The 24,591-nt window shown below is 57.0% G+C and carries 22 protein-coding genes and 2 tRNA genes; 8 read left to right on the top strand and 16 right to left on the bottom strand.

Annotated features, from left to right (window positions below; translation table 11 throughout):
• The first annotated feature begins 50 nt into the window (after positions 1 to 50).
• The 5 genes from gyrA to QP442_RS01845 all read left to right on the top strand — a co-directional run bounded on the left by gyrA (position 51) and on the right by QP442_RS01845 (position 3,489).
• Positions 51 to 2,684: a DNA gyrase subunit A gene (gyrA, locus tag QP442_RS01865; protein ID WP_006680599.1), complete on the top strand. Its 2,634-nt coding sequence runs from the start codon at positions 51 to 53 to the stop codon at positions 2,682 to 2,684.
• A complete protein-coding gene (locus QP442_RS01860; RefSeq protein ID WP_006680600.1) occupies positions 2,681 to 3,076 on the top strand; it encodes a DUF3566 domain-containing protein in 396 nt (131 codons plus the stop codon). Before gyrA ends, QP442_RS01860 begins: the two co-directional genes overlap by 4 nt.
• An 89-nt stretch (positions 3,077 to 3,165) precedes the next feature.
• Positions 3,166 to 3,239 (top strand) — tRNA-Ile (locus tag QP442_RS01855).
• A 32-nt stretch (positions 3,240 to 3,271) separates the two neighbouring features.
• A complete protein-coding gene (locus QP442_RS01850) occupies positions 3,272 to 3,409 on the top strand; it encodes a DLW-39 family protein (protein ID WP_006680601.1) in 138 nt (45 codons plus the stop codon).
• 7 nt (positions 3,410 to 3,416) lie between these two features.
• Positions 3,417 to 3,489 (top strand) — tRNA-Ala (locus tag QP442_RS01845).
• Positions 3,490 to 3,576: 87 nt separating this feature from the next.
• Here QP442_RS01845 and QP442_RS01840 read toward each other — a convergent pair.
• The 9 genes from QP442_RS01840 to QP442_RS01800 all read right to left on the bottom strand — a co-directional run bounded on the left by QP442_RS01840 (position 3,577) and on the right by QP442_RS01800 (position 13,645).
• Positions 3,577 to 3,816, bottom strand: a complete 240-nt coding sequence (locus QP442_RS01840; protein ID WP_006680602.1) for a hypothetical protein — start codon at positions 3,814 to 3,816, stop codon at positions 3,577 to 3,579.
• Between the two features lie 55 nt (positions 3,817 to 3,871).
• Positions 3,872 to 4,621 carry a phosphatase PAP2 family protein gene (locus QP442_RS01835; protein ID WP_006680603.1) on the bottom strand — a complete coding sequence of 250 codons (750 nt, stop codon included), beginning with the start codon at positions 4,619 to 4,621 and terminating at the stop codon, positions 3,872 to 3,874.
• Positions 4,618 to 5,049 carry a YchJ family protein gene (locus tag QP442_RS01830; RefSeq protein ID WP_006680604.1) on the bottom strand — a complete coding sequence of 144 codons (432 nt, stop codon included), beginning with the start codon at positions 5,047 to 5,049 and terminating at the stop codon, positions 4,618 to 4,620. The genes QP442_RS01835 and QP442_RS01830 overlap by 4 nt, the downstream gene beginning before the upstream one ends.
• 157 nt (positions 5,050 to 5,206) lie before the next feature.
• Complete coding sequence (locus tag QP442_RS01825; RefSeq protein WP_040318349.1) at positions 5,207 to 6,292, bottom strand: YeiH family protein; 1,086 nt, start codon at positions 6,290 to 6,292, stop codon at positions 5,207 to 5,209.
• Between the two features lie 101 nt (positions 6,293 to 6,393).
• Positions 6,394 to 7,434 carry a thioredoxin-disulfide reductase gene (gene trxB / locus QP442_RS01820; RefSeq protein ID WP_006680606.1) on the bottom strand — a complete coding sequence of 347 codons (1,041 nt, stop codon included), beginning with the start codon at positions 7,432 to 7,434 and terminating at the stop codon, positions 6,394 to 6,396.
• An 87-nt stretch (positions 7,435 to 7,521) separates the two neighbouring features.
• Positions 7,522 to 9,069: a hypothetical protein gene (locus QP442_RS01815; protein WP_006680607.1), complete on the bottom strand. Its 1,548-nt coding sequence runs from the start codon at positions 9,067 to 9,069 to the stop codon at positions 7,522 to 7,524.
• A gap of 29 nt (positions 9,070 to 9,098) precedes the next feature.
• Positions 9,099 to 10,853 carry a murein biosynthesis integral membrane protein MurJ gene (murJ, locus tag QP442_RS01810; RefSeq protein WP_006680608.1) on the bottom strand — a complete coding sequence of 585 codons (1,755 nt, stop codon included), beginning with the start codon at positions 10,851 to 10,853 and terminating at the stop codon, positions 9,099 to 9,101.
• Complete coding sequence (locus QP442_RS01805; protein WP_006680609.1) at positions 10,850 to 13,120, bottom strand: DUF6049 family protein; 2,271 nt, start codon at positions 13,118 to 13,120, stop codon at positions 10,850 to 10,852. Before QP442_RS01805 ends, murJ begins: the two co-directional genes overlap by 4 nt.
• The gene (locus QP442_RS01800; RefSeq protein ID WP_006680610.1) at positions 13,121 to 13,645 is read right to left on the bottom strand and encodes an NUDIX hydrolase; all 525 of its coding nucleotides are present in this window, start codon (positions 13,643 to 13,645) and stop codon (positions 13,121 to 13,123) included.
• 223 nt (positions 13,646 to 13,868) lie between these two features.
• Here QP442_RS01800 and QP442_RS01795 point away from each other — a divergent pair, with 223 nt between their 5' ends.
• Together QP442_RS01795 and QP442_RS01790 are read left to right on the top strand one after the other, a co-directional pair.
• Positions 13,869 to 15,425, top strand: coding sequence for a CCA tRNA nucleotidyltransferase (locus QP442_RS01795; RefSeq protein WP_050998782.1), 1,557 nt, complete (start codon positions 13,869 to 13,871; stop codon positions 15,423 to 15,425).
• 248 nt (positions 15,426 to 15,673) lie between these two features.
• Positions 15,674 to 18,097: a transglycosylase domain-containing protein gene (locus QP442_RS01790; protein ID WP_006680612.1), complete on the top strand. Its 2,424-nt coding sequence runs from the start codon at positions 15,674 to 15,676 to the stop codon at positions 18,095 to 18,097.
• 120 nt (positions 18,098 to 18,217) lie between these two features.
• Here the strand turns inward: QP442_RS01790 and rplI are convergent, their stop codons facing one another.
• The 5 genes from rplI to QP442_RS01765 form a co-directional block, all read right to left on the bottom strand.
• Complete coding sequence (gene rplI, locus QP442_RS01785; protein ID WP_006680613.1) at positions 18,218 to 18,676, bottom strand: 50S ribosomal protein L9; 459 nt, start codon at positions 18,674 to 18,676, stop codon at positions 18,218 to 18,220.
• 20 nt (positions 18,677 to 18,696) lie between these two features.
• Positions 18,697 to 18,939 (bottom strand): 30S ribosomal protein S18, encoded by a 243-nt coding sequence (gene rpsR / locus QP442_RS01780; RefSeq protein WP_006680614.1) that lies wholly within the window; start codon positions 18,937 to 18,939, stop codon positions 18,697 to 18,699.
• 83 nt (positions 18,940 to 19,022) lie between these two features.
• Positions 19,023 to 19,559 (bottom strand): single-stranded DNA-binding protein, encoded by a 537-nt coding sequence (locus QP442_RS01775; RefSeq protein WP_103632861.1) that lies wholly within the window; start codon positions 19,557 to 19,559, stop codon positions 19,023 to 19,025.
• A 39-nt stretch (positions 19,560 to 19,598) separates the two neighbouring features.
• Positions 19,599 to 19,889: a 30S ribosomal protein S6 gene (rpsF, locus tag QP442_RS01770; protein ID WP_006680616.1), complete on the bottom strand. Its 291-nt coding sequence runs from the start codon at positions 19,887 to 19,889 to the stop codon at positions 19,599 to 19,601.
• Between the two features lie 225 nt (positions 19,890 to 20,114).
• Complete coding sequence (locus QP442_RS01765) at positions 20,115 to 21,626, bottom strand: MATE family efflux transporter (protein WP_218840470.1); 1,512 nt, start codon at positions 21,624 to 21,626, stop codon at positions 20,115 to 20,117.
• A 243-nt stretch (positions 21,627 to 21,869) separates the two neighbouring features.
• Between QP442_RS01765 and dnaB the strand changes: the two genes are divergently transcribed.
• Positions 21,870 to 23,204: a replicative DNA helicase gene (dnaB, locus tag QP442_RS01760; RefSeq protein WP_006680618.1), complete on the top strand. Its 1,335-nt coding sequence runs from the start codon at positions 21,870 to 21,872 to the stop codon at positions 23,202 to 23,204.
• Positions 23,205 to 23,512: 308 nt separating this feature from the next.
• Here dnaB and QP442_RS01755 read toward each other — a convergent pair whose 3' ends face one another.
• Together QP442_RS01755 and QP442_RS01750 are read right to left on the bottom strand one after the other, a co-directional pair.
• Positions 23,513 to 23,740: a hypothetical protein gene (locus tag QP442_RS01755; RefSeq protein WP_006680619.1), complete on the bottom strand. Its 228-nt coding sequence runs from the start codon at positions 23,738 to 23,740 to the stop codon at positions 23,513 to 23,515.
• Positions 23,741 to 24,074: 334 nt separating this feature from the next.
• On the bottom strand, positions 24,075 to 24,284 hold the full coding sequence (locus QP442_RS01750; protein WP_006680620.1) for a cold-shock protein: 210 nt from the start codon (positions 24,282 to 24,284) through the stop codon (positions 24,075 to 24,077).
• Positions 24,285 to 24,591 lie beyond the last annotated feature (307 nt).

The raw sequence follows: 24,591 nt of genomic DNA, 5'->3' as shown, positions 1-24,591 counted from the left end.
GTCACGCACCGGCCGCAGGCCGGCCTCGTCAATAAAACTTAAGGAAAAACGTGAGCGACGAGCTAAACAACACAACCGACGCGGCTGTCGACTACGACCGTGTCCTGCCGGTTGACCTGCAGGTAGAAATGCAGCGCTCCTACCTCGACTACGCGATGAGCGTTATCGTCGGTCGAGCCCTCCCCGACGTGCGTGACGGCCTCAAGCCTGTTCACCGTCGCGTGCTCTACGCGATGTACGACGGCGGATACCGACCCACTTCCTCCTTCTCCAAGTCGTCCCGCGTCGTCGGCGACGTCATGGGTAACTACCACCCGCACGGCGATGCCGCGATCTACGATGCGCTGGCACGTCTGGTGCAGTGGTGGTCGTTGCGCTATCCGCTGGTTGCCGGTCAGGGTAACTTCGGTACGCCGGGTAACCTTGGCCCCGCAGCACCCCGTTACACCGAATGTAAGATGGCGCCTTTGGCGATGGAAATGGTCTGCGATATCGATGAAGAATCCGTCGATTTTCAGGACAACTACGATGGCAAGAACCAAGAGCCGACCATTCTGCCGTCCCGCTTCCCGAATTTGTTGGTCAACGGCTCCGAAGGTATCGCGGTCGGTATGGCGACCCGCATCCCGCCGCACAACCTGCGAGAAGTTGCCGACGGTATCCAGTGGGCGCTCGAGAACACTGAAGCATCCCGCGAGGAACTGCTTGAGGCTCTGATTCAGCGCATCCCCGGCCCGGACTTCCCGACCGGCGCTACGATCCTCGGACGCAAGGGCATCGAAGACGCTTACCGAACTGGTCGCGGTTCCATCACCCAGCGTGCAGTCGTCAACGTTGAGGAAATTCAGGGACGCCAGTGCCTGGTTGTCACCGAGCTTCCCTACCAGGTGAACCCCGACAATCTTGCCGACAAGATCGCTCAGCTGGTTCGTGACGGCCAGATCCAGGGTATTGCGGATATCCGTGACGAAACCTCGGGTCGTACCGGCCAGCGCCTCGTCATCGTCTTGAAGCGTGACGCGGTCGCCAAGGTCGTTCTCAACAACCTGTACAAGCGCACTCCGTTGCAGGAAAACTTCAGCGCCAACATGCTGGCGATCGTCGACGGTGTCCCGCGTACGCTCAGCCTGGACGGCTTCGTTCGTCACTGGATCACGCACCAGATTTCCGTCATCGTGCGTCGCACCCAGTTCCGTCTGCGCAAGGCTCAGGAACGCCTCCATATCTTGGAGGGCTACCTCAAGGCACTCGACGCTCTCGACGAGGTCATCGCGCTCATCCGTCGTTCGCCGACTGTCGACGAAGCACGTAAGGGCCTCATGGACTTGCTCGGTGTGGACGAGGTTCAGGCAGACGCGATCCTCGCCCTGCAGCTGCGTCGTCTGGCTGCTCTGGAACGCCAGAAGATTATGGACGAGCATGCCGAACTGACCGCGCGCGTCACCGATCTGCAGGACATCCTCGATACGCCGGCGCGTCAGCGTTCCATCATCTCGAGTGAACTGCAGAAAATTGTCGACAAGTACGGCGATGATCGTCGCACGCGCATCGTAGCCTTCGACGGAGAAATGTCGATGGAAGACCTCATTCCCGAAGAAGACGTGGTCGTCACCATCACCCGCGAAGGTTTTGCTAAGCGTACGCGCACCGACAACTACCGTTCGCAAAAGCGCGGTGGCAAGGGTGTTCGTGGCACGCAATTGCGCGGAGATGATGTTGTTGAGCACTTCTTCGTCACGACCACGCACCACTGGCTGCTGTTCTTTACGAACCTCGGCCGCGTGTACCGTGCGAAGGCATACGAGATCCCCGAAGGCGGTCGCGATGCCAAGGGCCAGCACGTTGCAAACCTGCTGGCATTCCAGCCGGAGGAACACATCGCGCAGGTCCTCGCCATCCGCGACTACGAGGTCGCCGACTACCTTGTCTTGGCAACCAAGTCCGGTTTGGTGAAGAAGACTCCGCTGAAGCTCTACGAGTCCTCACGTACCGGTGGCATCATCGGCATCAACTTGCGTGAAGATGAGGCCGGTAACCCGGATGAGCTCGTGTCCGCACAGGTCATTAACGCTGATCAGGACCTGATCCTGGTCTCGCGTGATGGCCAGGCAGTCCGCTTCGCCGCCACCGACGAGCAGCTCCGCCCGATGGGTCGCTCCACGGCGGGCGTTCGTGGCATGAGATTCCGCGGTGACGACGAACTGCTGTCCATGGAGGTTCCGCGCGAGGGCGCTGATCTGCTGATCGTCACTGACTCCGGTTATGCGAAGCGCACTCCGGTTGAGGAATACCCAACGAAGTCCCGTGGCACGTTGGGTGTCCGCGTTGGCAAGCTCGTTGATGAACGCGGTGGCCTTGTTGGTGCACTTGTGGTCAATCCGGATGAAGACGTCATGGTCATCACCGAATCCGGCAAGCTGGTCCAAGTGAACGCCTCGGACGTTCGCCCAACGGCACGCAACACGATGGGCGTTATTTTCGCTCGCCCGGACGAGGACGACCGCATCATCGCGATCACTCCGAACCCGGAGCGCGATATTGATAATGAAGATGGCGAATCTGAATCTCAGGACTCCGATAGCTTGGGTGATGAAACGCCGACAAACTCTTCGAATGCTGACGAAAGCGCTGATAACACTGTAGCGTCAGAGCAAGAGTCCACCCAGGAAGGTAATGACGAATGAGCGACGCGCACGGCATGTATTCCATCAATGACACGCCTCGTCGAGTTGATATCGCTATCGCGCGAGTCGATGCGTGGACGGTAATGAAGGTGAGCTTCCTTCTTTCCGTCGCATTCGGCATTGCCATGGTGATTGCAACCGCTGTCTTGTGGTTCATGGTTGACGGTATGCATGTCTTTTCCACCATCGAAGACTTCATGAAGACCATCGGTGGTGAAAAGTTCATCCCGTTCCTTGACTATCTGCGTCTTCCCAAGGTTCTGTCCTACGCCACCATTGCCGGTGTCGCGAATGTTGTTCTGTTGACCGCCATCTCAACCCTTGGCGCCATGCTGTACAACCTCATCGCGTCCCTGGTGGGTGGCGTGAAGATCTCCTTGATGGACGAATAATCGTGTGGTGCGCTACATCACGCCATTCAATTTGAAGTTGGACGGTGGGTGTGCGTAACATAATCGAGTGCTCTTCGGGGTACAAGGTTGGGCCTATAGCTCAGTAGGTTAGAGCGCAGTCCTGATAAGACTGAGGTCGATGGTTCGAGCCCATCTAGGCCCACGTTCCGCAATCGCAAGAAAGGCGGAGATCCAATGAAGAAATGGATCACAGCACTCAGTGCGGTGGCTACGGCTGTTGCAGCGGGTATTGTTGTGCGACAGATTCTCGAAGATCTCTCCGACAATGTAGAGTTGTGGAAATCCGTGACGGACAATCCTTTCCAGGATTGATGTCATTGGGGCTATGGCGCAATTGGTAGCGCACCTGCTTTGCAAGCAGGGGGTTACGGGTTCGAGTCCCGTTAGCTCCACACATACCCCGGTACATTTCGGTGCCGGGGTTTTTCGTTTGTTGCCGCTGATTTGGGCGCGCACGGGCGTGGCACATACATGTTTGACTAAGCGGACTGGTCAGAGTTTCCGCGCAGTTCAATGGTCGTACTTGTGGCCGACAGAGCCTGAATCAGCAGGTAAAGGAACACTGCGACAGCAAGAAAGAACGCGCCGATAATGACATAGCCATGAGCGCAGATACGGTAGGTGTCAGCTGCGGCGACCTCGGTTGAAAATGTTGTTGCAATCAGGATGACGACCCAGCCTGAGAAGAACGCGACAAGCCACCGTAACACCAGAGACATCGGTGTCTCCTTTCATCCGGGATAGTCCCAGTATGGCCGTGACATGGTTCACTGTCTAGCGTGTGTGGACGCTGTGGCGGCTCAATAAAAGACCTCCCAAGATCAGCGCGGTACCTGATCCCATCAGCGCTCCACCAATGATGTCTGTTGTCCAGTGCGCGGCCAGGTAAATGCGTGTTGTGGCCACAAGCGCCACTAATGAGATCGCGAGCGCCCAGATCAGGCAGGCGTAGCCTCGTCGATTCCATGAAAGGCGGGAGTCTGCGATACCGACATTGATCAGGGATAGTCCCCATGCATGTAACGCAAGCAGAGCAGCACTGATAGCGAGGGCGGAGGCGGCGGTGGTGTGACCGGATGGGAAAGAATGGGAGAGTTCGACGACGAGGCGCTCTGGGATCGGTGGGCGGACTCGTTCGATACCAAGCTTGACCAGCGACGTTGCAACCGCTGACACCGCCATCACTAGAGGAATAAACAGCCCGAAGCGCCACGACTTTGAGACTGCCCAGATCAATAGTCCGATGACGACCGCTTCGATCACGGAAACGGTCGGGGAGAAAAGGTGGGTCACCGCTTTCATGAACGCGGTCAACGCATCGATGCGGATCGTGAGCACCCAGTTCAGAACCGCCTGATCAAAGTTCGCAACAGATTTCAGGTGAATGAACAGGCCCAGGATGATTGCGCCGAGAATCGCCCAGTTGCCGACAATAATCCGCGTCCAGCCGATCAAGCCAACTGAGTGGACAAGGTCGCGGAGCTCGGGGTGGATGTGGTCGGTGTGGGTGTGGTGAAAGTTCACATTATCGTCCCGTCGACATAGACCCACCGGCCACCGCGCTTGGTGAAGGTGGAGCGTTCGTGCAGGCGGTTGTGGCCTCGTGCGTGGGTGAAGTCGGCGATGAACTCGACGATGCCGTCCTGGTCATTTTCGGTTCCCGTGACGGTGTCGACGATGGTGAGCCCGTTCCATGTTATTTGCGGGTCAATGTATGGGGGAGTGGGGCGTGTGCGCGGATGCCACGAGCGGAAAAGATGGTTTTCGTTGCCCAGCACGAAGGCGGAGTAGCGCGAACGCATGAGCGCTTCGGCGGTGGGTGCCGGCTCGCCGTCAAGGATCGGGGAGCAACACGCGCGAAATGCGATGGAAGAACCGCAGGTGCACGGGTCAGTGGGTGCGAGGCCCTGCGCGGATGCTACGCCTTTACGTGGCACGTCAGAAAACGTCATACGAATCAGCCTACCCGGGCAGATTTTACGAGGAGCGAACAGGACAGGGGTGTGCCCGTCGCTGTTTTCACCACTATACGAGGGCGACCACACTGGTCTCACCCCACGCCAGCAAGAGGGCGGTAGCGGAGGCCCTCTGTTGACGGTAAGCGAAGAATCAGTGCGCCAGCATCACGCCGATGAAGCCAGTCAGAGCAACAATGACAGTCGTCGAGGTAGCAAGAATGAACGGCTTCGGGCCAACGGACGCAAAATCACGCAGCTTCACGGACGTGCCCAGTGCGAACATCGCCGAGGCGAGTAGCGCCGTCTGAATAATCTTCAGAACCGCAAGCCACGACGCGGGCACAATCCCGGTCCACCGCACGAAGACCATGACGATGAATCCGAAGACAAACAGTGGCATCAGAGGCGGAAGTTTGCCACCCTCGGAACCCATACCGGGGATCTGAGCTCCCGACGCCATCTTCTGACGCCTCCAGATGCTGATCGTCGCCATAACGGGAGCGAGCATCAGCACGCGAGCAAGCTTCACAACAACCGCACCAGACAGTGCCTCGCCACCTCCCAACGCACCGCCAATCGCGACAACCTGGGCAACCTCGTGTGTGGCTGCGCCACCCCACAAGCCAGTGGTTAGCGGATCCAAACCGAACAGCGTGCCGAGAATCGGGATCAACGGAATCAGCAGCGTGCCAAAAATGACGACCTGCGCAATAGCGGTGACAACCTCTTCGCGATCCTGAGCTTCAATAACGCCATCAACCGCGGCAACAGCGGCCGCACCGCAGATCGAGAAACCGCACGCGATCAGCAGTGTCTGCGTGATCGATAGGTGCAGAGCTCGCCCCACAAGAAGCGTCGACACAATACCCAAGACGATAACCGCAACAACAACACCGATCATCCCAGCGCCCAGTGCCACGATATCGGCTACCACCAGCTGTAGGCCCAATAGCACAACGCCAGCACGCAACAGACGCTTGGAAGTGAAAACCAGACCGGGATCCAGGACCGCGGGTAGCTGTGCGATATTCCGCAGAAAAACACCCAGAATGATCGCCACCAGCATTACCGACAGCGCCGGCACAAAATGGTTGATGAGCAATGCCAGTCCGACCGCAACGAAAGACAGTGCGATGCCGGGCAACATACGCATCAACGAGGCGGACCGGCCAGACTGAGTCGCCGTGGCTGGCGCAGGGGTCGGAGCAGATGATGATGAAACTGAAGCTGGGCTCATACAGATAACTGTATGAGCCCAGCCGAGCAGATTAGGAGATGAATGCCCGTTTTTACCTTGATGTGCGCTGTTGCACGCGCTCACACATCACGGATAGATGATCAGTCGCTCTTCGATGCCAACCAACGCTCGGCATCAAGGGCCGCGCGGCAACCGGAACCGGCAGCCGTAATCGCCTGACGGTAGGTGTGATCGACGGCGTCGCCACAGGCGAAGACACCTGTTGCAGAGGTGCGCGTTGATGGTTCGTCGACCACGATGTAGCCGGCGTCGTCCAGTGCGACGTCCGTAGCGAGGAACGACGTGCGTGGCAGGTGACCAATCGCCACGAACACACCATTGACATCAAGGTCGGACAGCGTGCCATCAACGGTGCTCTTCAAACGCAGGCCCGTGACCTCGTCGGTACCCAGGACCTCGTCGACGGTCGAATTCCACACGAACTCAATCTTCGGGTTTGACTTCGCACGGTCAGCCATCGCCTTCGAAGCGCGAAGCTCATCGCGACGGTGCACGACGTACACCTTGGAGGCGAAGTTCGTCAGGAAGGTTGCTTCTTCCATTGCCGAGTCGCCACCACCGATAACGGCCAGCACACGATCCTTGAAGAAGAAGCCGTCGCAGGTCGCGCAGTAGGAAACACCGCGACCCGACAGCGAATCCTCGCCCGGAACATTCATGTGACGGTACTCAGACCCGGTCGCCAGAATAACAGCCTTCGCGTACAACAGTTCGTCGTCGACGGCCACAACCTTCACATCACCCGACAGGTTCACCGCGGTGACATCCTCGTAGCGAACGTCCGCGCCGAACTTTTCTGCTTGCTCACGCATGTTATCCATGAGCTCGGGCCCCTGAATACCTTCGGGGAAACCGGGGAAGTTCTCAACCTCAGTCGTCGTCATCAGAGCGCCACCGGCAGCGAGAGCTCCAGCGATCACGATTGGCTTCAGGCCGGCGCGAGCCGTGTAAATCGCAGCCGTGTAACCGGCAGGACCAGAACCAACGACGATGACATCGTGAATGGTCGCATCTGCGGGAACCTCACCAGACGGGCGGGTTGACGGTGTGGTCGAAACGGTCTCGACCTCGGCATCAACCGTGTTCACGGCCAGCAGGTCAGACGTCACTGTAAATTCCATCATTACCTTTCGAAAAGATCGCCAAAAGTGTCAGGCTTCAGGCACCTATTGACCCTCATCAGCCAATAGTGTGCTTTGCGGAAATCGCTACTGAACGCTGAGTTCGCTCACCCATGCCCAGTTGTCACCGTCGACCGAAGTCGGCATGGTCGCGAAGGACAGAGCAATCTGCGACGTGGTGACGGGTTCAGGAAGGGTGATCTCCGTTGTAGGACTCAACGCCCCGCGAGCCAATTCTGTTCCTCTCCGAGGAGCATCGGCATCCGTGACGTTGCGCACGACCAGTTCACCACCGGACGTGGACGGATCCATGTTCAGCGTGATCTGAGAAACCGTTGCTTCTGCAGAGAGCTTGATAATGATGGTGACAGTGTTGTCGTCAGTGAAAGAATTCGTGTCGTAGTAGCGAGAGTGCCACGTGGTTGCTGGGTCGCCGTCAATCATGTTGACCGCAGTATCCGGGTGATCGCCGTCATCGTTTGACCAAGACAGAACGGATACGGAAGAAACAAGCGGAGAAGTCGTTCCCTGCATTGCCGATTGGTCGTCGGATTGGATGTGGTTTGCCGATTGTGCGTCTGCGAGCGACTGCGCCAAGTCAGGCGAGCCAACGGGTTTCAGCAGACCCACCGTGCCGAAGATCGCAGCGAGAATAGTCAAAACAGCCGCGAAAACAAGAGTCGGCTTCGTCGGATCAATCAGCCCTCGCTCACGCTGAGGCTGGTCCTCTTCACCCGCGGAGGCCACAAGAGCCAGATGGTCTGTGGGACGCTCAACAATCGGGCCGGGGAAGGAAGTCGTCACATCGGCCTCGGGTGCCAGTGGCATGTCAACGGGTGCCACCAGCGGGGGAATGCCCGTGGAGTGCTTCGATGTGACAGTCTTGTCAGCCTTTTCGGCTTCGTTGTTTTCCTCATTGACGAGGCTGCCTTCATCGTCGTTCCCCCGATCTTCTTCAGGGGCGGAAGGCATGGATGAATTATCTTCATCGGATTCGTCCTGAGCGCCTTGGTCGAGGTCGCCGTCTTCGCCAGACTCAACAACGTCATCTGTCGCTTCAGGTGTTTTCGAAGCGGACAACTTTGCTTTGATCGTGGCGATCAGGCCAGCAAAACCCGTGAGCGCCACGCCGCTTTCAGTATCAGATTCTTCATTTTCTGATTCGTCAGAACTATCGTCGCTCGACTCACGGTCTTCTACGTCAGTGTCGTCTTCAGCGTCCTTATCCTGTTCGGATTCAGCATCGTCGGCGCCATCAGAGACATCATCGATTTCTTCGACGCGCTCCTCATCCTGATCAATGCTTTCCGGTTGCTCGCCTAGGAGAGGTTCTTCAGGCTCATCGATAACGACCACATCATCAAACTCGGGTGAATCCGCATCGTCATCGTGGCTTTCATCAAGCTGGGTGTCTGAAGAGTCGACCACGGCCTCGTCCCCATCTTCCACTTCAGAATCATCAGACTCAGGGTCTGCCAGAATCTCGTCGAACGAGGGGAGAGCGGCGGCCAGCGCAATAGCAATCTCACGTTCGGCTTCGCTCAACTCAGGGTTGGGCGACGCAAGAGTGGGTGAGTTTTCAGACGACGTACCGTCCGACAATTCATCGTGATCGGGCTTGCCGTCCGTGCTCATGGGGATCCTCCGTTGAAAAAGTACGAAACTCAATCCATTATCGTTGAAGAAGTCGATTTCGGCTGTATTGGCGTGGCAAGGATGCGCCGCAAAACCAGTGGAACTCGCAACCTTTGAAGTAGCGGAGTGATTGTGCGCGCGCTTGTCGACGGCGAAATCAGCTTCAGAACAACCATGTACACAATCGACGCGACCAGTGAAACCATGATCAGCTTCAACGAAGCGCCACCAAAACGAAGCAGGGTCGATGAAGTCTGGGTCTGCGCTCCCACCAGCTTTAATGCGCCGAATGAAGACAGCGCCGCCAGCACGGCAGAAACCACAAACGCGCTGTAGGAACGCAAAAGCAAGGCACGATCCACGTAGGAATTACGACGCGACACCCACGCCACCGCAATCACGCCCTGGACAATGCGACACGACGTTTCACCAAGAGCAGCGGCAACAACCCACCACTTGGCACCCGTCATCGCATACATTCCCCACCCGACGATGACCTGAAGAATGGTCGGACCAATACCCATCAAGAACACTGGTTTAACGTCTTCATAAGCGAAGAAAACACGTTGACTCATCAAGACCATGCCCGTTGAGGCCACACCCGGCATTAAAGCAACAAGGACCCAGGCATACGCGGTGATCACTTCCTGGTTCGTCTTTGAGTACAGAACCATCTGCATCATTGGCACCGAACCAGCCATCAGGATCGCAGCCGCCAGCAGAGTCAGGGACGTAATCGTTTGGACGCCCAGGTGGTAGCTCGCTGCCACGGAACGATCATCATCATCGGCGACCGCCCGCGCCATTTGAGTGAAGATCGCTGTTGTCAGCGACACCGTGATCAGCGACTGCGGAACCATGAAAATCATGAAAGCGGTTGCGTAGGCGTTAATACCGACGAGCACACCGTCATGCGTCTTCGCGTACGCATCGGCCAAAGCGGCCAAGTTATTCGTCGACAGGACACCAATCTGGCTGACCCCCAGCGTCGCAAACGTCCATCCGGCCACCTTCGACGTGGAGCCAAATGACGTGCCTCGGAAATGGAAGTCAGGCTTGAAATGAACGCCCGATCGTTTCATCGGGATGAACAAGACAAGCGCCTGAGCAATCACGCCCAGCGTCGCCGACCCACCCAGTAGCCAGAATTGTGTCGCGGAAAGATCCTCGACATTGATGCGCCCTTCGGTGCCACCCCACAAAAAGAGGAATGCACCCAAACCGGCGATACCAACAACGTTATTCACCACCGGCGCCCACATGTAGGGGCCGAATACGCCACGCGCATTCAGTAGCTCACCCAGCAGGTTGTACAGGCCGTAGAAGAACAGCTGCGGTAAACAGAGCAAAGCGAAAAGAATCGCCAACGTGCGAGTTTGAGCATCGTAGCCGGCCGCCGTGATCACGACCAACAGCGGAGCGGCAATCATCGCCACGATCGTCACGATAAACAGAAGCGTCCCAGCAAGAGTGAGCAGACGATTCACATAGGTTTGACCATCATGCTTCCGCTTCAGTGCTCCAACGATCTGTGGAACAAGAACCGCATCAAAAACGCCGGACGCCAAAAGATTAAAGACTGTATTCGGCAAAGTATTCGCCGTTTGGAAGGCTGCAGATACGCCACCGCCGGCTGCTCCAATCGCAGCAAGAAGCATTGCCGAACGAACAAACCCAAGGATTCGCGACACCATCGTGCCCGACGCCATGATCGCGCTGGCCCTCAGGATGGATCGGCTCCGAGGCTCCTGAGGCGCTTCAACCGAAGAGTTCGACTCGGTCATTTGTTCTCCTCTTCTTCGCGCCCAGCACGGCGCTTGCGTACCGACCTGACTAGGCCGATCACAAACAGAAGACCAAAAGCAATCGCAACCGTAATAGTAAAAGCATCTTCCCAGCCGGCACGCATACGAACAAGAACATTATCCGAAATGGTAAGAAGCGTGCCGTCGGCAGTATTGATTTGGTAGGTGACTTCAATATCGCCCGAACCGATGGCATTCACGGGAACGTTGACCGCGGTGACCGTTTGCGCAGGAATGGTTGTGATCGCGGACTGGCGAACCTTCAGCCTGGGATCGGATGGGTTGATCGTGACCGTCACATTCACATCCCACGCCAAATCATTACGAACACGGATCGGAAAATCCGCGGACTTGTTAATCAGATTCACCGTGTCTGAAGGCACCAGTGACACCAGAGAGCGGAGGTGCGACACCTTCGCGCTGAACTGGGATGCGCGCGTCACCTGCTCATCGGCGCTGATCGACGCACTCACCGTCGGCAAAATATCGTCGTGGAGAGTCGCGTTGACCGCCTTCGGGTCAGACGTTGAATCCGCAAAAGACTTCAGTTGTGCCAGTGCATCGCCAAGCGTTGTTAACGCTGCGCTTGTTTCAGCCGACAGCTGACCGGGTCCAACAACGAAACGCTCAACGTCAGTCACCTGCGACGACGCGATCTGGCTAAACGACGTGGGCTCAACCCACCGCTGTTGGAGCAAAGAATTCAGACGCTGAACAAGCGAAGCAGACGGGGTCAATGTGCGCGACGCCGTCACCTCAACCGTTCGAGACACACTGGGACGCTCACGCGTAATAATCGCAGACACGCCAGCAAGTGCCTGGTCAACATCAAGAGCGTCCGAGCTGGTCGACACTTCCCAACCCAGCAGATCGTTCAACGTCTTATTCGTTGAAAGAACAGTCGCCGTCGAATCCGTCGCCCCCTGCGTGGACGTTTCACCCGTCGAATAATTCACTTCAACGGGAGCAAGGGACGTAAACGACACCTCGGGGTCCGGATCCAACGCACCGCCCGGAGCGATCGTCACCTTATCGGAAGCCAAGGCCAGCCCGGTCGTACTGAACGTTTCAGCTTTCGGCCACTCCACATTCTTCACAATCGTTGCATTCGCGTGGGTTTTTGACGCCTTCTGCGCAGCACTTTCGTTCGAGGACTGAGAATGTGAACCGTTTGGCTTACTGTGCGACGCCAAATCATCCCGGGTTTGGGTAGCCCCCGACTGGTCAGAGCTCTGCGATGTCGCGCTCTGCGGGTTGGATTCGGCTAAGTCGGTAGACGCGGCCTCGTACCCCTTAATCGCGACGCCGGTTGCGCTCCACCCAGCTGCTTCCACCGACGTCGGGAAGGATTTGATCGACGCGGACATCAGCGCAGACAGCTGATCGTTTGCCGCCAACGCAACCACGCCGGGATCGGCATCCCCCGTGGGAAGCGCGATGATTTCACGTTCAGCCACCAATAGCTTCGATGCGAACAATCCGTCAGCATCCGCCTTCGAAGTCGACGTGTCACGAGTTGGACGAGGAATCACCGTCGAATCAAGAGCCAGCGTCGTACCCGGGATCTGAGCAATCTCAGTTATCGCCGAACGCTCTTTCACGGTATTGCTTGAATTCGACGCGGTCCACGGAACAACAGCGTTCACCCGTGTGGGCTGGACTTCCTGGCCGGAATCCCAAATAAAAATCGTACGATCCGCGCCACTGCGATCCCCCGACAGCACGTCGACGCCGAGGGCTCGCGGACCCCACTCATAGGACGAATACAGGTCGAGGCGATCAACTGGAATATGAACCTCGAAGGGGATGGTCTGCCCGCCGGGAATGTCCGTGCTGGTTTCTTCGTAGCTGATCAGACGCCCAGGACGCGTCGACGCATCCAAAGAATCAGCGAGTTCACGAATACTATCGGCCGGATCAAAGGCCATCGAGACCATCAGCAAAGGGGCGGAAAGCGCTTCATCACCGGTGTTCGTGATTGTGCCCGAAACAACCAGCTCGCTTTCGTTCGTCAGAATCTTCGGGCTGAGCTGGTCGATCGACACGGTCAAGCCGTTCGATGATTGCGATTTGGCAAACAGGTCCGGGACAGTTGCCTGCGTTCCACCTGCCGTTTCATCGCCGAACGAGGCCGGTGCGACCACACTGCTTTCAACCATGGCAAGGCCGGCAAGGGTGGCGGTTGCTAGGGCGACGCTTCGGATACTCGTGGCGAAGAGCCGACGGGCGAAAAGTCCGTGCCTCATCTATTGCCCCTGATAGAGAAGATCAAGGGCCAGAGAAACGATGCGACGCTCATTCGGGTAAGCGAGCTGGTGAGGAAGATCTTTCAAACGAACCCATGCGGCAGCTTCCGCTTCATGATCAGGGTCATTTTCAACCGTGATTTCGCCCGAAACGTACTGCATCAGGTAGTGGTGAACGACCTTATGAACCCGGCGTTCATTGCCTGAGAACCAGTAGTCGATGCTGGTCAGGTGAGTCAGAATCTGGCCGTGGATACCGGTCTCTTCCGCTACTTCACGAAGAGCTGCCTGCTCGGCCGTTTCCCCGGGTTCAATGTGCCCCTTCGGAAGACACCATTCGATGCGACCCGAACGATTCCTTCTGGCAATCAACGCGGCGTAGGGAATTCCATCCACAACGTCAATGACGATGCCACCGGCCGACGTTTCGGATGAAACGGGAAGATGCGATGTTGACGAATGAAGCTGGCGCGTATGACGAATCGGGGGTCGTGGGACCCCCTGTCTGTGATTCGTCGGACGCATAGGCATACGTCCACTTTAGTTGTCCGATGGCAACGTTTTGTGACAGACCGCCCTTGTGTGCAGACTCGTCACCAGATTCACGCGCTTCTTAATGGCAGTTTCCCGCCAAAACGTGGCACGCTTAGGGGTGATGAGTGAAAAGACGACACTTTCGAATCAGCCTAACTCGCGCCCTCACGCACGTGTATATGCGGATATCTCTGCTCGCGATATTCCATCGCTGATGGTGAATGCTCGAAATGCCTTCGCCAATTTGCCATCGGAGATTCTTGAGCTTGGACGCGTTTTTGAAGATGCAGGAGAAGAGATCGCCCTAGTCGGCGGTCCGGTTCGCGATGCCTTTCTGGGTGTGGACCCGCATGATTTTGACCTGACAACGTCTGCGCGCCCAGATAAGACCGAAGAACTTCTGGCCATGTGGGGCGACGGCGTATGGGATATCGGCAAGGAATTCGGAACGATCGGTGGACGCCGTAAGAATGTGGTCGTCGAGGTCACCACGTATCGTACGGATTCGTACGAGGTCGGTTCACGCAAACCAGAAGTTGCCTTTGGGGACACTCTGGAAGGCGACCTGACCCGTCGTGACTTCACCGTGAATGCGATGGCGATGCGTCTGCCGTCCATGACGCTTGTTGACCCGCACAACGGTTTGGAAGACCTCGCGGCCTCGCGCCTGCGTACGCCGGTGACAGCTGAGCAGTCCTTTGATGATGACCCGCTCCGCATCATGCGCGCTGCGCGTTTCAGCGCTCAACTAGGTATCGACGTTGACATGGATGTCATGGATGCGATGGAAATAATGGCGTCCCGTCTTGAAATCGTGTCAGCAGAACGAATTTGCGCCGAACTGCAACGTCTGATCATTTCTCACTGGCCTAGGCGTGGCCTCGAATTGATGGTTCACACGGGAGTTGCCAAGATTGTCCTGCCGGAACTCGCCGCGCTGGTGGAAACTGTGGATGAGCACAACCGCCACAAGGACGTCTACGAGCACACTCTGACCGTCCTCGACCAGGCGATCGCGTTGGAGACCGGCCCGGATGGTCCAGTGCCCGGCCCCGACTTCATCCTCCGATTCGCGGCGTTGATGCACGATGTGGGCAAGCCCGATACGCGCGTTTTCGAGAAGAACGGGACCGTCTCGTTCCACCATCACGAAATCGTGGGTGCGAAGATGACGCGTAAGCGTATGCGCGCTCTGAAGTTCGACAAGGCGACAACCCAGGCGGTTGAAAAGCTCGTGTCTCTTCACCTGCGTTTCCACGGGTACGGGGAAGTAGCCTGGAGCGATTCGGCAGTTCGTCGCTATGTTACTGACGCGGGTGACCAGCTTGAACGTCTTCATCGTCTGACTCGCGCTGACTGCACAACGCGTAATCGTCGTAAGGCAATGATGCTGTCAAGCGCCTACGACGATCTGGAAAACCGTATCGTTGCTCTGCGCGAGCAGGAAGAGTTGGACGCGATCCGCCCGGACTTGGATGGTGACCAGATTATGGAAATCCTGGGATTGCGTCCGTCACGTGCGGTCAAGCTCGCGCGCGACTATCTGATGGAGTTGCGTCTGGAGAACGGCCCGATGGGTGAAGAGGCGGCAAAGGCAGCTTTGCTCGACTGGTGGTCTTCGGAAGAAATCCGCGAGATTGCAGCGGAATATCAGGCTCAGCAGGCGCACTGGGAGTCGCTTGTTGCGCAAAAGCGAGCAAAGAAAGCTGCTGCGAAAGCGAAGCGACAATCTGAGTTGGCAGATGAGACAGTGCCAACATCAGCGGATTAAGTTTCGCCCTAGTTGCTGTTTGAGTGTGCGAACTACGAGGTCTTAACTGCATCTCTTCACTGTGCAACCTCGGCCCAAAAGCTCAGGGATTCCATCTTCCATGTGACGGGGGCAATCACCTTTCTTGTTGGGCGCGAATTATCTCGCGTGAGACTCAAGATGATTCGGTTGTCCCCGTCACTCTTCACGCAGATTCTCAGGTTTTCTGCCTAGGCTGGTGGTAGAACTGTCCGACGAAAGGCTCAACCGTGGCACAATCCACCGGTCATAACCCGGGCTCACCTCTGCCGAAGCGCGCTGATTATGCGCGTCAGCGTCGCGCCGCGCAGGAAGTGGCCGACCGTGAAGCGGTAGCGAAGGCCCGTAAGCGTCAGTCGCAGCCACCCAAGCAGGCGCCTCAACCGCCTCAGCGTCGTTCGGTGGGCGCGCAGGCGAGCCAGGGGTATTTTGCTCCGGTCACTTCTGCCACCGCCCGCCCGGCTTCTGCGTCTTCGGCTTCCGCTCAGTCACGAGGCCAGTCAACCAAATCAAAACCCGTGGCGAAGAAGAAGTCCGGGTGGGGTCGACGCATTGGCCTGACCATTGTTTTCGCGTTCTTGCTGTCGGTGATTGCTGGCGCGAGCCTGTTCCTTTACATGTATTCACGTGCGACGATTCCTGCCGCATCTGACTTGGCGCTCGCTCAAAAGACGAGCATCTACTATTCGGATGGCACGACCAAGCTCGGTGATCTTGGTGAAGTGAACCGCGAGATCATTGATACGACCACGCTTCCTGACTATGTCGGCAAGGCAATTGTCGCGTCGGAAGACCGGACCTTCTACACCAATTCGGGCGTTGATTTGAAGGGTATTGCTCGCGCCCTGTTCAACAACGTCACAACGGGTTCACGTCAGGGTGGTTCAACGCTGACTCAGCAGTACGTTGAGCGCTACTACACGGGCGAAACCACCTCGTACAAAGGTAAAGCAAAAGAAGCGGTCCTGGCGATCAAGATCAATCGTGAACAGTCCAAGGACGAAATCCTGGCAAACTACATGAATACGATCTACTTTGGTCGTGGCGCATACGGTATTGAAGCGGCAGCAAAGGCTTACTACGGTCATTCGGCTGCTGAAATGACGTTAAGTGAAGCAGCAATGATTGCGGGCATTATCCCAGCGCCTTCCGCGTGGGATCCTGCAGTTGATGCAGACCAGGCGAAGACTCGCTGGGAGCGCGTGCTCAACCTCATGGTCGAAGATGGCTGGATTTCGCAGGCGGAAGCTGATGAGGCAACCTTCCCTGAAACCATCGACCCCGCAACTTTGGAGACTGAATCAATGAGTGGTCCCAACGGCTATCTGATTCAGCAGGTGAAGGAAGAACTGCTCGCCACGGGCGCTTTCACGGAGGAAAGCCTCGACGAGGGTGGCTTGAAGATTACCTCCACCATCGATCAGACGAAGCAGGATCAGGCGGTTGCAGCCGCTCAGACGATGTCGTCGGTCAGTGGTTGGGATCCGGCGACAATGCACGTTGCCCTGTCGTCCATTGACCCTGCAACGGGTGAGATTGTTGCTGAATTTGGTGGCGATGACTACTTGGCTCGTCAGCAGAACGCTGTGACGCAGGATATCGCGATGGCCGGCTCCAGCTTCAAACCGTTTGCGCTCATCGCAAATGCGCGAGCCGGCGGATCTGTCTACGACACATACAGCGGTTCTTCTCCGCAGTCGTTCCCCGGGCTGCCCGAACCCGTTCAAAATAATGCGAACGTGTCTTACGGCAAGATCAATCTGATCACTGCAACCGAGTATTCGGTGAACACCTCGTTCGTCGCCTTGAACAAGGATATTGGTCCGGCTTCCACGATGCAGGCAGCCATTGATGCTGGTATTCCCGAATCTACGCTCGGCTTGGAATCGAGCCTGCTGAACGTGCTTGGCTTCGCATCACCCCACAATATTGATCTAGCAAGTGCGTACGCGACGATCGCCAATGGCGGACAGCGCATGACCCCGCACATCGTTCGTTCCGTGGCTGACTCAGCGGATAACACGATATTTACGACGACCGTTGAAGCTCGCCAGGCATTCTCGTCAACCGATGTGTCGGCAATTATGCCGGCTCTTCAGGCCGTGACCGCTTCGGGTGGTACGGCTGAAACGGTGTCGTCCACTCTGCCAGGTTTTACGACTGCAGGTAAGACGGGCACGTCCAATGACCAGCTTTCAGCCCAGTTCATTGGTTTCGTTCCAGAATTGGTGACCGCTGTTTCGATGTATCAGTCGGACGAAGAAGGCAACGCTGTGTCGCTGGCGAATATCGGTGGCTTGGACCAGTTCCACGGCGGTGACTGGCCTGTGACCGTGTGGAACACATACATGTCGGCGATTTCGTCGACGCTCAGCCAACAGACCTTCTCTTGGTACGTTGCACCGAAACGCAAGTCGAATCAACAGAACATGAGCCAGAGTGGTGCGCAAGCTCCTCAGACTGAAACTTCGGAGCACTCGACCACTGAGTCGAATGACACCCAGGGGCAGACCACGGAGCAGACTCCTGCCCCTGCAACTCCGAGAACCGATCAGCAGAACCAGAACGGGACTGACAATTCCGGACAGAACCAGGGTGGCGGTCAGAACGGTCACAATGGGCAGAATTCTGAGCAGCCTGCGGATAATCCGTAGTCCAAGCATCTAGCCGGTAAAACAGCGGTGGGGCCCTACCAACTGGTAGGGCCCCACCGCTATGTGCTGGCTGTTTACTTCACTCACTCAACGGTCAAGTAAACAACCGGCGGATGCCAATCACTCAGCGACAACGCGGACCTTGAGGTTCGCGGAAACTTCCTGGTGGAGGTTCACTGAGACGGTGTACTGACCAACGGACTTGATCGGGGCTGCGATGATGACACGACGACGATCGATGGTCTTACCGAGCTGTTCCTTGACGGCGTCAGCAATCGAAGCTGCCGAGACTGCACCGAATAGGCGACCGGACTGGCCGACCTTGCCGGAAACGGTGATGGGCTCTGCTGCCTGAAGGACGTCGCGGAGTTCGCGAGCATCGTCGACAGTTGCGATCTCGTGGCGACGACGTGCAGCTGCGATCTGATCGATCTGCGACTGTGCGCCCTTCGTCCACTTGGTCGCGTAACCGCGGGGAACAAGGTAGTTGCGTGCGAAGCCAGCCTTGACCTCGACGACCTCGCCTGCGTTGCCAAGGTTGGCAACATCGTGGGTGAGGATGAGCTTAGTGGTAGCCATAATAAGTATCCTTCCCCGAATCAGCGGCCGGTCGACGAGTAGGGCAGAAGCGCCATTTCGCGGGCGTTCTTCACTGCGCGGGCAATGCGACGCTGCTCCTGGACGGAAACGCCAGTGACGCGACGTGCACGGATCTTGCCACGGTCAGAGATGAACTTACGCAGAAGCGCAGTGTCCTTGTAGTCGATCGATTCGATCTTGGCCGACTTCAGCGGGTTGGCCTTTTTCTTGATGGGCTTATTGCGAAGTTGAGGCTTCGCCATGATGGTCTCCTTGGATCCGGACGGAATGTTCCGCCCAATTCATGTGATGTCTATGTGTCTGATGTGGGCCCGTGGGCCACCAATCAGAACGGGGGTTCGCCGAACGAGTCACCCTGGGAAGTGCCCCACGGATCATCGTTCGCGCCACCCTGAGGTGCGCTGTAGCTGGCTTGGTTCGATACGTATCCGCCACCGGACTGACCGGCGTTACGGTTTCCACCCTGGTATCCGCCACGTCCTTGGCCGGAGCCGGAACGTTCCTGACGAGTCACCTCGGCGCGGGCCCAACGCAAGGATGGGCCAACTTCTTCGACGCGGAGTTCAACGACGGTGCGCTGAGCACCCGTACGGTCTTCGAAGTTGCGCTGAACCAGGTTGCCCTGGACGATGACGCGCATGCCCTTACGGAGCGATTCGGAGATGTTCTCTGCGAACTCGTTCCATGCGGAGCAACGCATGAACAGGGTGTTGCCATCGCGCCACTGACCAGACTTTGAGTCGTACTGGGAGGGCGTTGAAGCAACGGTGAAGTCGACAACGGCTTGGCCGCTGTTAGTGAAACGAAGTTCGGGGTCAGCGGTGAGGTTACCGACGATCGTGATCTGGGTATCTCGTGCCATGTCAACTCCTAATGACGGTGGTGGAAAATCGAACTGAACTCAGTGAGCGTCGGGGCGCTGGAGCTTGGTGCGCAGGATTGTCTCGTCGAGACCCATGCGGCGGTTGAGCTCGAGCGCGACATCGGGAGTCGTGGTCATGTTAATGACAACGTAGATCCCTTCGGAGCGCTTGAGGATGTCGTATGCAAGACGACGCTTGCCCCAGACGTCAATGTTCTCGATCGAGCCACCGTTTGCGGTGACGGGTGCGAGGTACTTTTCCATCGTGGGGGCGACGGTGCGCTCATCGATCGAAGGATCGAGGATCACCATCAGTTCGTAGTTACGCACTGTTAATCCCACCTCCTGTGGTCTTTGCGGTCACGGACGGTCCGTGACAGGAGGGTAATGCGTGTGCATTTGCGGGTTGCAAACGCGTGGAAAGTCGCTACTGGTGCAACGACAATCCAAGACTCAAGATTACCGTCAAAATGAGTCCGCGCGCTAGTGGAGTCAGGTAGTGCTGTGTCACTCACTTCCTGCGATGTGAGTGCTTTACCGGGCCTCGTCAATCACCTATGAGGTAGCTGACATTGAACGCAAGAGCCCGCCTTCGGAAAACCAGGTGCGCCAGATGTTCGCCGCGAATCGCGCACCCAGGTAGACGAGGGCGTAGGCCAGCCAGACTCCCACGACGATGGTCGACGAGGCAGCGCCCGCCTGCCTGAGGTATTCGACAACTCCAAGCGCGGGCAGAAGAATGGCCAGCTGGAGGGGACCCGCAATCGCGAAAAACATGTTGTCACCAGCGCCGAGCAGGACGCCGTCAAGCATGAACACCACACCGCAGAATGGGAAACCAAGCACGGACGCGGCCAGTCCCCACTTTGCGAGCTCATGCATCACCGGGTCCGAACCGAATGTCAGGGGAAGCCAAGGGGACAAGAACGCGATGAGCACGGTCAGGATGAAGCCCACTCCAAGACCCCAGATGGTCAGTACTTTAAGGAGCTCACGGAGTTCGGACGAGGACCCCTTGCCGACCGCGAACCCAACGAGGGACTGCGAAGCGATTGCTAACGAATCAAGGATGAAAGATGCGAGAGTCCAGATTGTCAGGACCACCTGGTAGGACGCGACTTCGCTGGCACCAAGATGGGACACCGGCCAGATCGTTGCGAGTCCAGCGACGCGCAGAGCAACACCGCGGACGATCAGTGGGGCGCCTTCAATCGCTGCGTGCGCGATGCCTGAGGCGTCGGGGCGAAGGGTGATCTTTTCGGCTCGAGCATGCGAATAGAGGATCGCAACATACGCGCTCGCCATGCCGATCAATGAAACCGAGGTGCCGATACCGGAGCCTGCGACACCCAACTTGAAGCCGTACATCAGCGTCGCGTTCAAGGCGATGTTGACGAGTGTGCCGACAGCGGTGACGATCAGCGGTGTGCGCGTGTCCTGAAGGCCACGCAACATTCCGACTACGGCGAATCCGACCAGGGTGCCGATCAGGCTGGGAGCTGACGCGATCAGGTACATGGTCGCCTGATGGGAGACCTCGGGATCTTGGGTCAACAGACCCACAAGGGGCTTCGCGCTGGCAATGAGAGCGACGGTGGAGAGGATGCCTAGCCCCAGCGCCAAAATCGTGGCGTTCATGCCTTGTGCAAAAGCGTGCGCTCTATCCCCCGAACCGAGCGCCCGAGCTGTTAATGAAGTTGTGGAATACGCCAGAAAAACGAATAAAACAATGACTGTTTGCAGGATCTGGGAGGCTACGGAAAGCCCTGCGAGCTGCTGTGTTCCCAGGTTTCCCACCATTGCAGAGTCGATGAAAGTAAATAGGGGTTCGGCGATGAGAGAACCGAGAGCGGGGATTGCTAAAGTGAAGATTTTCCGCGTAATACTGCGGTATTTATGGGGTTGGATCCTGCCGTTTTTGAAGGGGGTTTCGGCTTTTTGGTCGGATGGTGTGGAGGGTGAAGACAGTGCCGCCGAAGCCTCAAGTTGGGGTTGAGAGTTCGATGAACCTTTGGGCGTGTCGTCCACTATTTTTCCTTCACTTTGTTTTCCACAATCTGTGCACATATCTGTGGACAACGTATACCATTGCTTTCGGTAAATCGCGCCGAAAAGACTTGTGTAGCATTCTTCAACAAGTAAAACTATCCACATACTGTCCACACCATGCTGTGGATAACACGCTGTATTGTCCACACCTTTTCCGCACGTTATCCCCATTCAAGTTCACCTTGAGAGTGGGCAGAACGTCCATGCGGGGTTATGCTCGCGAGACACCGAAGTATCACGATACTGGCGTAAGGAGAAGCAGTGGCAGAAGAGTTTGATCGCGTCCAACCGCATGATAACGAAGCTGAAGTTGCTGTCCTTGGCTCCATGCTCCTGACCGTTGACGCGATCGTTGATGTCACCGAAGAGATTCGTGGATCTGACTTCTACTCGATGAAACACGAGATTGTCTTCGATGCGATCGTTGAACTCTTCGGACAAAACCAGGTTGCCGATCCCATCACGGTGTCTGACAAGCTCCAGCACGATGGCACTCTGACAAAAATTGGTGGCAGGCCCTACCTGCACACATTGATGGCATCGGTTCCTACTGCCGCCAACGCCGGCTACTACGCGCGCATCGTTCGCGAAAAATCCATTATGCGACGCTTGGTCAGTGCCGGAACGCGAGTCGTTCAATTGGGATACTCCGAAGAAGGCGCGGAAATTGATGAGCTTGTCGATCAGGCTCAACAGGAAATCTTCGCCGTCGCTACCGACCGTGCATCCACCGACTACGTGTCGATGAACACGATGGTGAATTCGCTGGTTGAACACCTTGAAGCCATTCAAAAGAACGACGATCTATTCGGTGTGCCCACCGGCTTTACCGACCTGGATGACCTGACGCAGGGCCTCAAGGGTGGTCAGATGATCATCGTTGCAGCCCGACCGGCAATGGGTAAGTCCACATTCGCACTGGACTTCTGTCGCTCGGCGTCAATCAAGCACGACATCACGTCACTGATCTTCTCGCTCGAAATGAGCCAGCAAGAAATCGCCATGCGTATGGTGTCCGCAGAATCCGGCGTACCACTGACAAAGATGCAGAAAGGCACCATGAACGATGACGATTGGCGCAAGGTCGCCAACACCATCGGCAAGGTCGCACAATCTCCCCTCTACGTTGACGACTCCGCCAACATCACGATGACGGAAATTCGTTCAAAGTGCCGTCAACTCAAGCAGGAACAGAACCTTGGATTGGTCGTCGTTGACTACCTCCAGCTGATGACAACTGGTGGCAAAGCCGAATCGCGTCAGCAGGAAGTCTCGCAAATCTCGCGAAGCCTCAAGCTTCTGGCGAAGGAAGTCGACGTTCCCGTCGTCGCAGTCGCCCAGTTGAACCGTAAGTCCGAAGAACGAACCGACAAGCGCCCCATGATGTCTGACCTGCGTGAATCCGGATCACTGGAACAGGACGCAGACATCATCATGCTGCTTCACCGCCCCGACTACTACAACGAAGACGATCGTCCGGGCGAAGCAGAAATCCATGTCGTCAAACACCGTGCGGGCGCAACGAAGACGATCACTGCGCTCTTCCAAGGACACCTGGCGCGCTTCGCCAACTACACGCGTCGCGAAGAAGACTAATCGGCATCGGCCCCACCCGTCGCGCGCCACCAACGGTGAATCGAGATGTGTGGGCGAGCGTGGCCTCGTCAATCGGCGTCAGGCGTACCGGCAATCTGCTCGCGCACCTTGCGCATCTGCTTACGCGAGCGACGCGACGTGAATGGGGAAGCCGGGCGCCGGGGAAGCAACGTGTGTCAGGGAAGTTGAAGAGTGGTTCTAGAGAAGCGGAATGCGGACGAGCCGGAAGAAGGCAAACAAAAAGCGCGACGAACTGGCGTCGCGCGACTATGCGGGGGCGCGCCTCTTTGCGCGCCCCGAATTACCTATCAGAGAGTTTCGTTCTGCTGCTGCGAGATTGCGTAGGTTGCGGGAACGAACAGGATTGCAGTCAGGCCGACCAGCGCTGCGATTGCAACGGAGAGGGGGGAAGATGCGGCGAGGGCGCCTGCAATACCGAGGGTTGCGAGGATGACGACTGCGACGACCAGAGCGGTGACATCAGCGGTGGTCTGCCAAGAGGCGCGGGAGATTTCAGACTTGACGATGTGAGCCATGGTGGTTTCCTTTGTTCAGCGCTATGCGAAGCACTGAACATGCCCCGCACGGCAATGTGTCAGTTTCGCTGCCGAGGAACTAACCTCGTCCAGCACCATTTAATTTAGCAAAGTGTCGGAAACGTTTCCACTGTTGAGCCTGACATCACATCTTTGACGCAAAGCTACGGCCTGCCAAGCATGTGTGAGGCCAAAGTGCATACAACAATCCCCGAGCTGTAAAGCTCGGGGATCCTCTGTCCTGTTTCGGCTATCTGTGCGCGAGCATGCGATCACGATGATCGCTACCGATCACGCCAGTATGCGCCGAGCAGTGAAGTGAAAACGTAGAGTTTCAGCCGAGACGCTGGATGTTCTCAGCCTGCGGGCCCTTCGGACCTGCGGTGACGTCAAACTCAACCTTTTCGCCTTCGATCAAGGTGCGACGGCCAGACGCCTGAACGATGTTTGAGAAGTGAGCGAAAGCGTCTGCGGAGCCATCATCGGGAGTGATGAAGCCGAAGCCCTTGTCGTCGTTGAACCATTTCACAACACCAGTGGTCATGGGTGTTTCCAATCTGTGTGCGCCCCAAGCAATAAGGAAAGAACTAGGAGCAGTCGTACCGTGCCGAGTTCGGCGACGGCATAGTGACCCAACCTCCTGCACACACAACGAAAAACACTTGGAAAAACGTGGGGTACTGCAATGAAACTGTGTAACTACGCGTTTAACGCTACCCCACCCCCATCAATAAAGTGCTATCGCGGGCACTTTCATGGGGCATCTCATGTAATTGGTTTCGCGCCCACTTTTAGTGGTAGGGGTACGCCGGTGTGCGTGGCCACGTGAATGATTGATGAGACCGCCGACG

The organism is Pauljensenia sp. UMB1177 (assembly GCF_030217965.1).
Classification (GTDB): Bacteria; Actinomycetota; Actinomycetes; order Actinomycetales; family Actinomycetaceae; genus Pauljensenia; species Pauljensenia turicensis_A.
The sequence above is the reverse complement of the archived record's forward strand: the minus strand, read 5'-3'. Positions and strand labels throughout refer to the sequence as shown.

Excerpts from the sequence above, each read along its gene's own strand:
- QP442_RS01860 (WP_006680600.1), top strand. The coding sequence starts at position 2,681 with ATGAGCGACGCGCACGGCATGTATTCCATCAATGACACGCCTCGTCGA.
- QP442_RS01850 (WP_006680601.1), top strand. The coding sequence starts at position 3,272 with ATGAAGAAATGGATCACAGCACTCAGTGCGGTGGCTACGGCTGTTGCA.
- QP442_RS01840 (WP_006680602.1), bottom strand. The coding sequence starts at position 3,816 with ATGTCTCTGGTGTTACGGTGGCTTGTCGCGTTCTTCTCAGGCTGGGTC.
- QP442_RS01830 (WP_006680604.1), bottom strand. The coding sequence starts at position 5,049 with ATGACGTTTTCTGACGTGCCACGTAAAGGCGTAGCATCCGCGCAGGGC.
- QP442_RS01825 (WP_040318349.1), bottom strand. The coding sequence starts at position 6,292 with ATGAGCCCAGCTTCAGTTTCATCATCATCTGCTCCGACCCCTGCGCCA.
- trxB (WP_006680606.1), bottom strand. The coding sequence starts at position 7,434 with ATGGAATTTACAGTGACGTCTGACCTGCTGGCCGTGAACACGGTTGAT.
- QP442_RS01815 (WP_006680607.1), bottom strand. The coding sequence starts at position 9,069 with ATGAGCACGGACGGCAAGCCCGATCACGATGAATTGTCGGACGGTACG.
- murJ (WP_006680608.1), bottom strand. The coding sequence starts at position 10,853 with ATGACCGAGTCGAACTCTTCGGTTGAAGCGCCTCAGGAGCCTCGGAGC.
- QP442_RS01805 (WP_006680609.1), bottom strand. The coding sequence starts at position 13,120 with ATGAGGCACGGACTTTTCGCCCGTCGGCTCTTCGCCACGAGTATCCGA.
- QP442_RS01800 (WP_006680610.1), bottom strand. The coding sequence starts at position 13,645 with ATGCGTCCGACGAATCACAGACAGGGGGTCCCACGACCCCCGATTCGT.
- QP442_RS01795 (WP_050998782.1), top strand. The coding sequence starts at position 13,869 with ATGGTGAATGCTCGAAATGCCTTCGCCAATTTGCCATCGGAGATTCTT.
- rplI (WP_006680613.1), bottom strand. The coding sequence starts at position 18,676 with ATGGCTACCACTAAGCTCATCCTCACCCACGATGTTGCCAACCTTGGC.
- rpsR (WP_006680614.1), bottom strand. The coding sequence starts at position 18,939 with ATGGCGAAGCCTCAACTTCGCAATAAGCCCATCAAGAAAAAGGCCAAC.
- QP442_RS01775 (WP_103632861.1), bottom strand. The coding sequence starts at position 19,559 with ATGGCACGAGATACCCAGATCACGATCGTCGGTAACCTCACCGCTGAC.
- QP442_RS01765 (WP_218840470.1), bottom strand. The coding sequence starts at position 21,626 with ATGTGCACAGATTGTGGAAAACAAAGTGAAGGAAAAATAGTGGACGAC.
- QP442_RS01755 (WP_006680619.1), bottom strand. The coding sequence starts at position 23,740 with ATGGCTCACATCGTCAAGTCTGAAATCTCCCGCGCCTCTTGGCAGACC.
- QP442_RS01750 (WP_006680620.1), bottom strand. The coding sequence starts at position 24,284 with ATGACCACTGGTGTTGTGAAATGGTTCAACGACGACAAGGGCTTCGGC.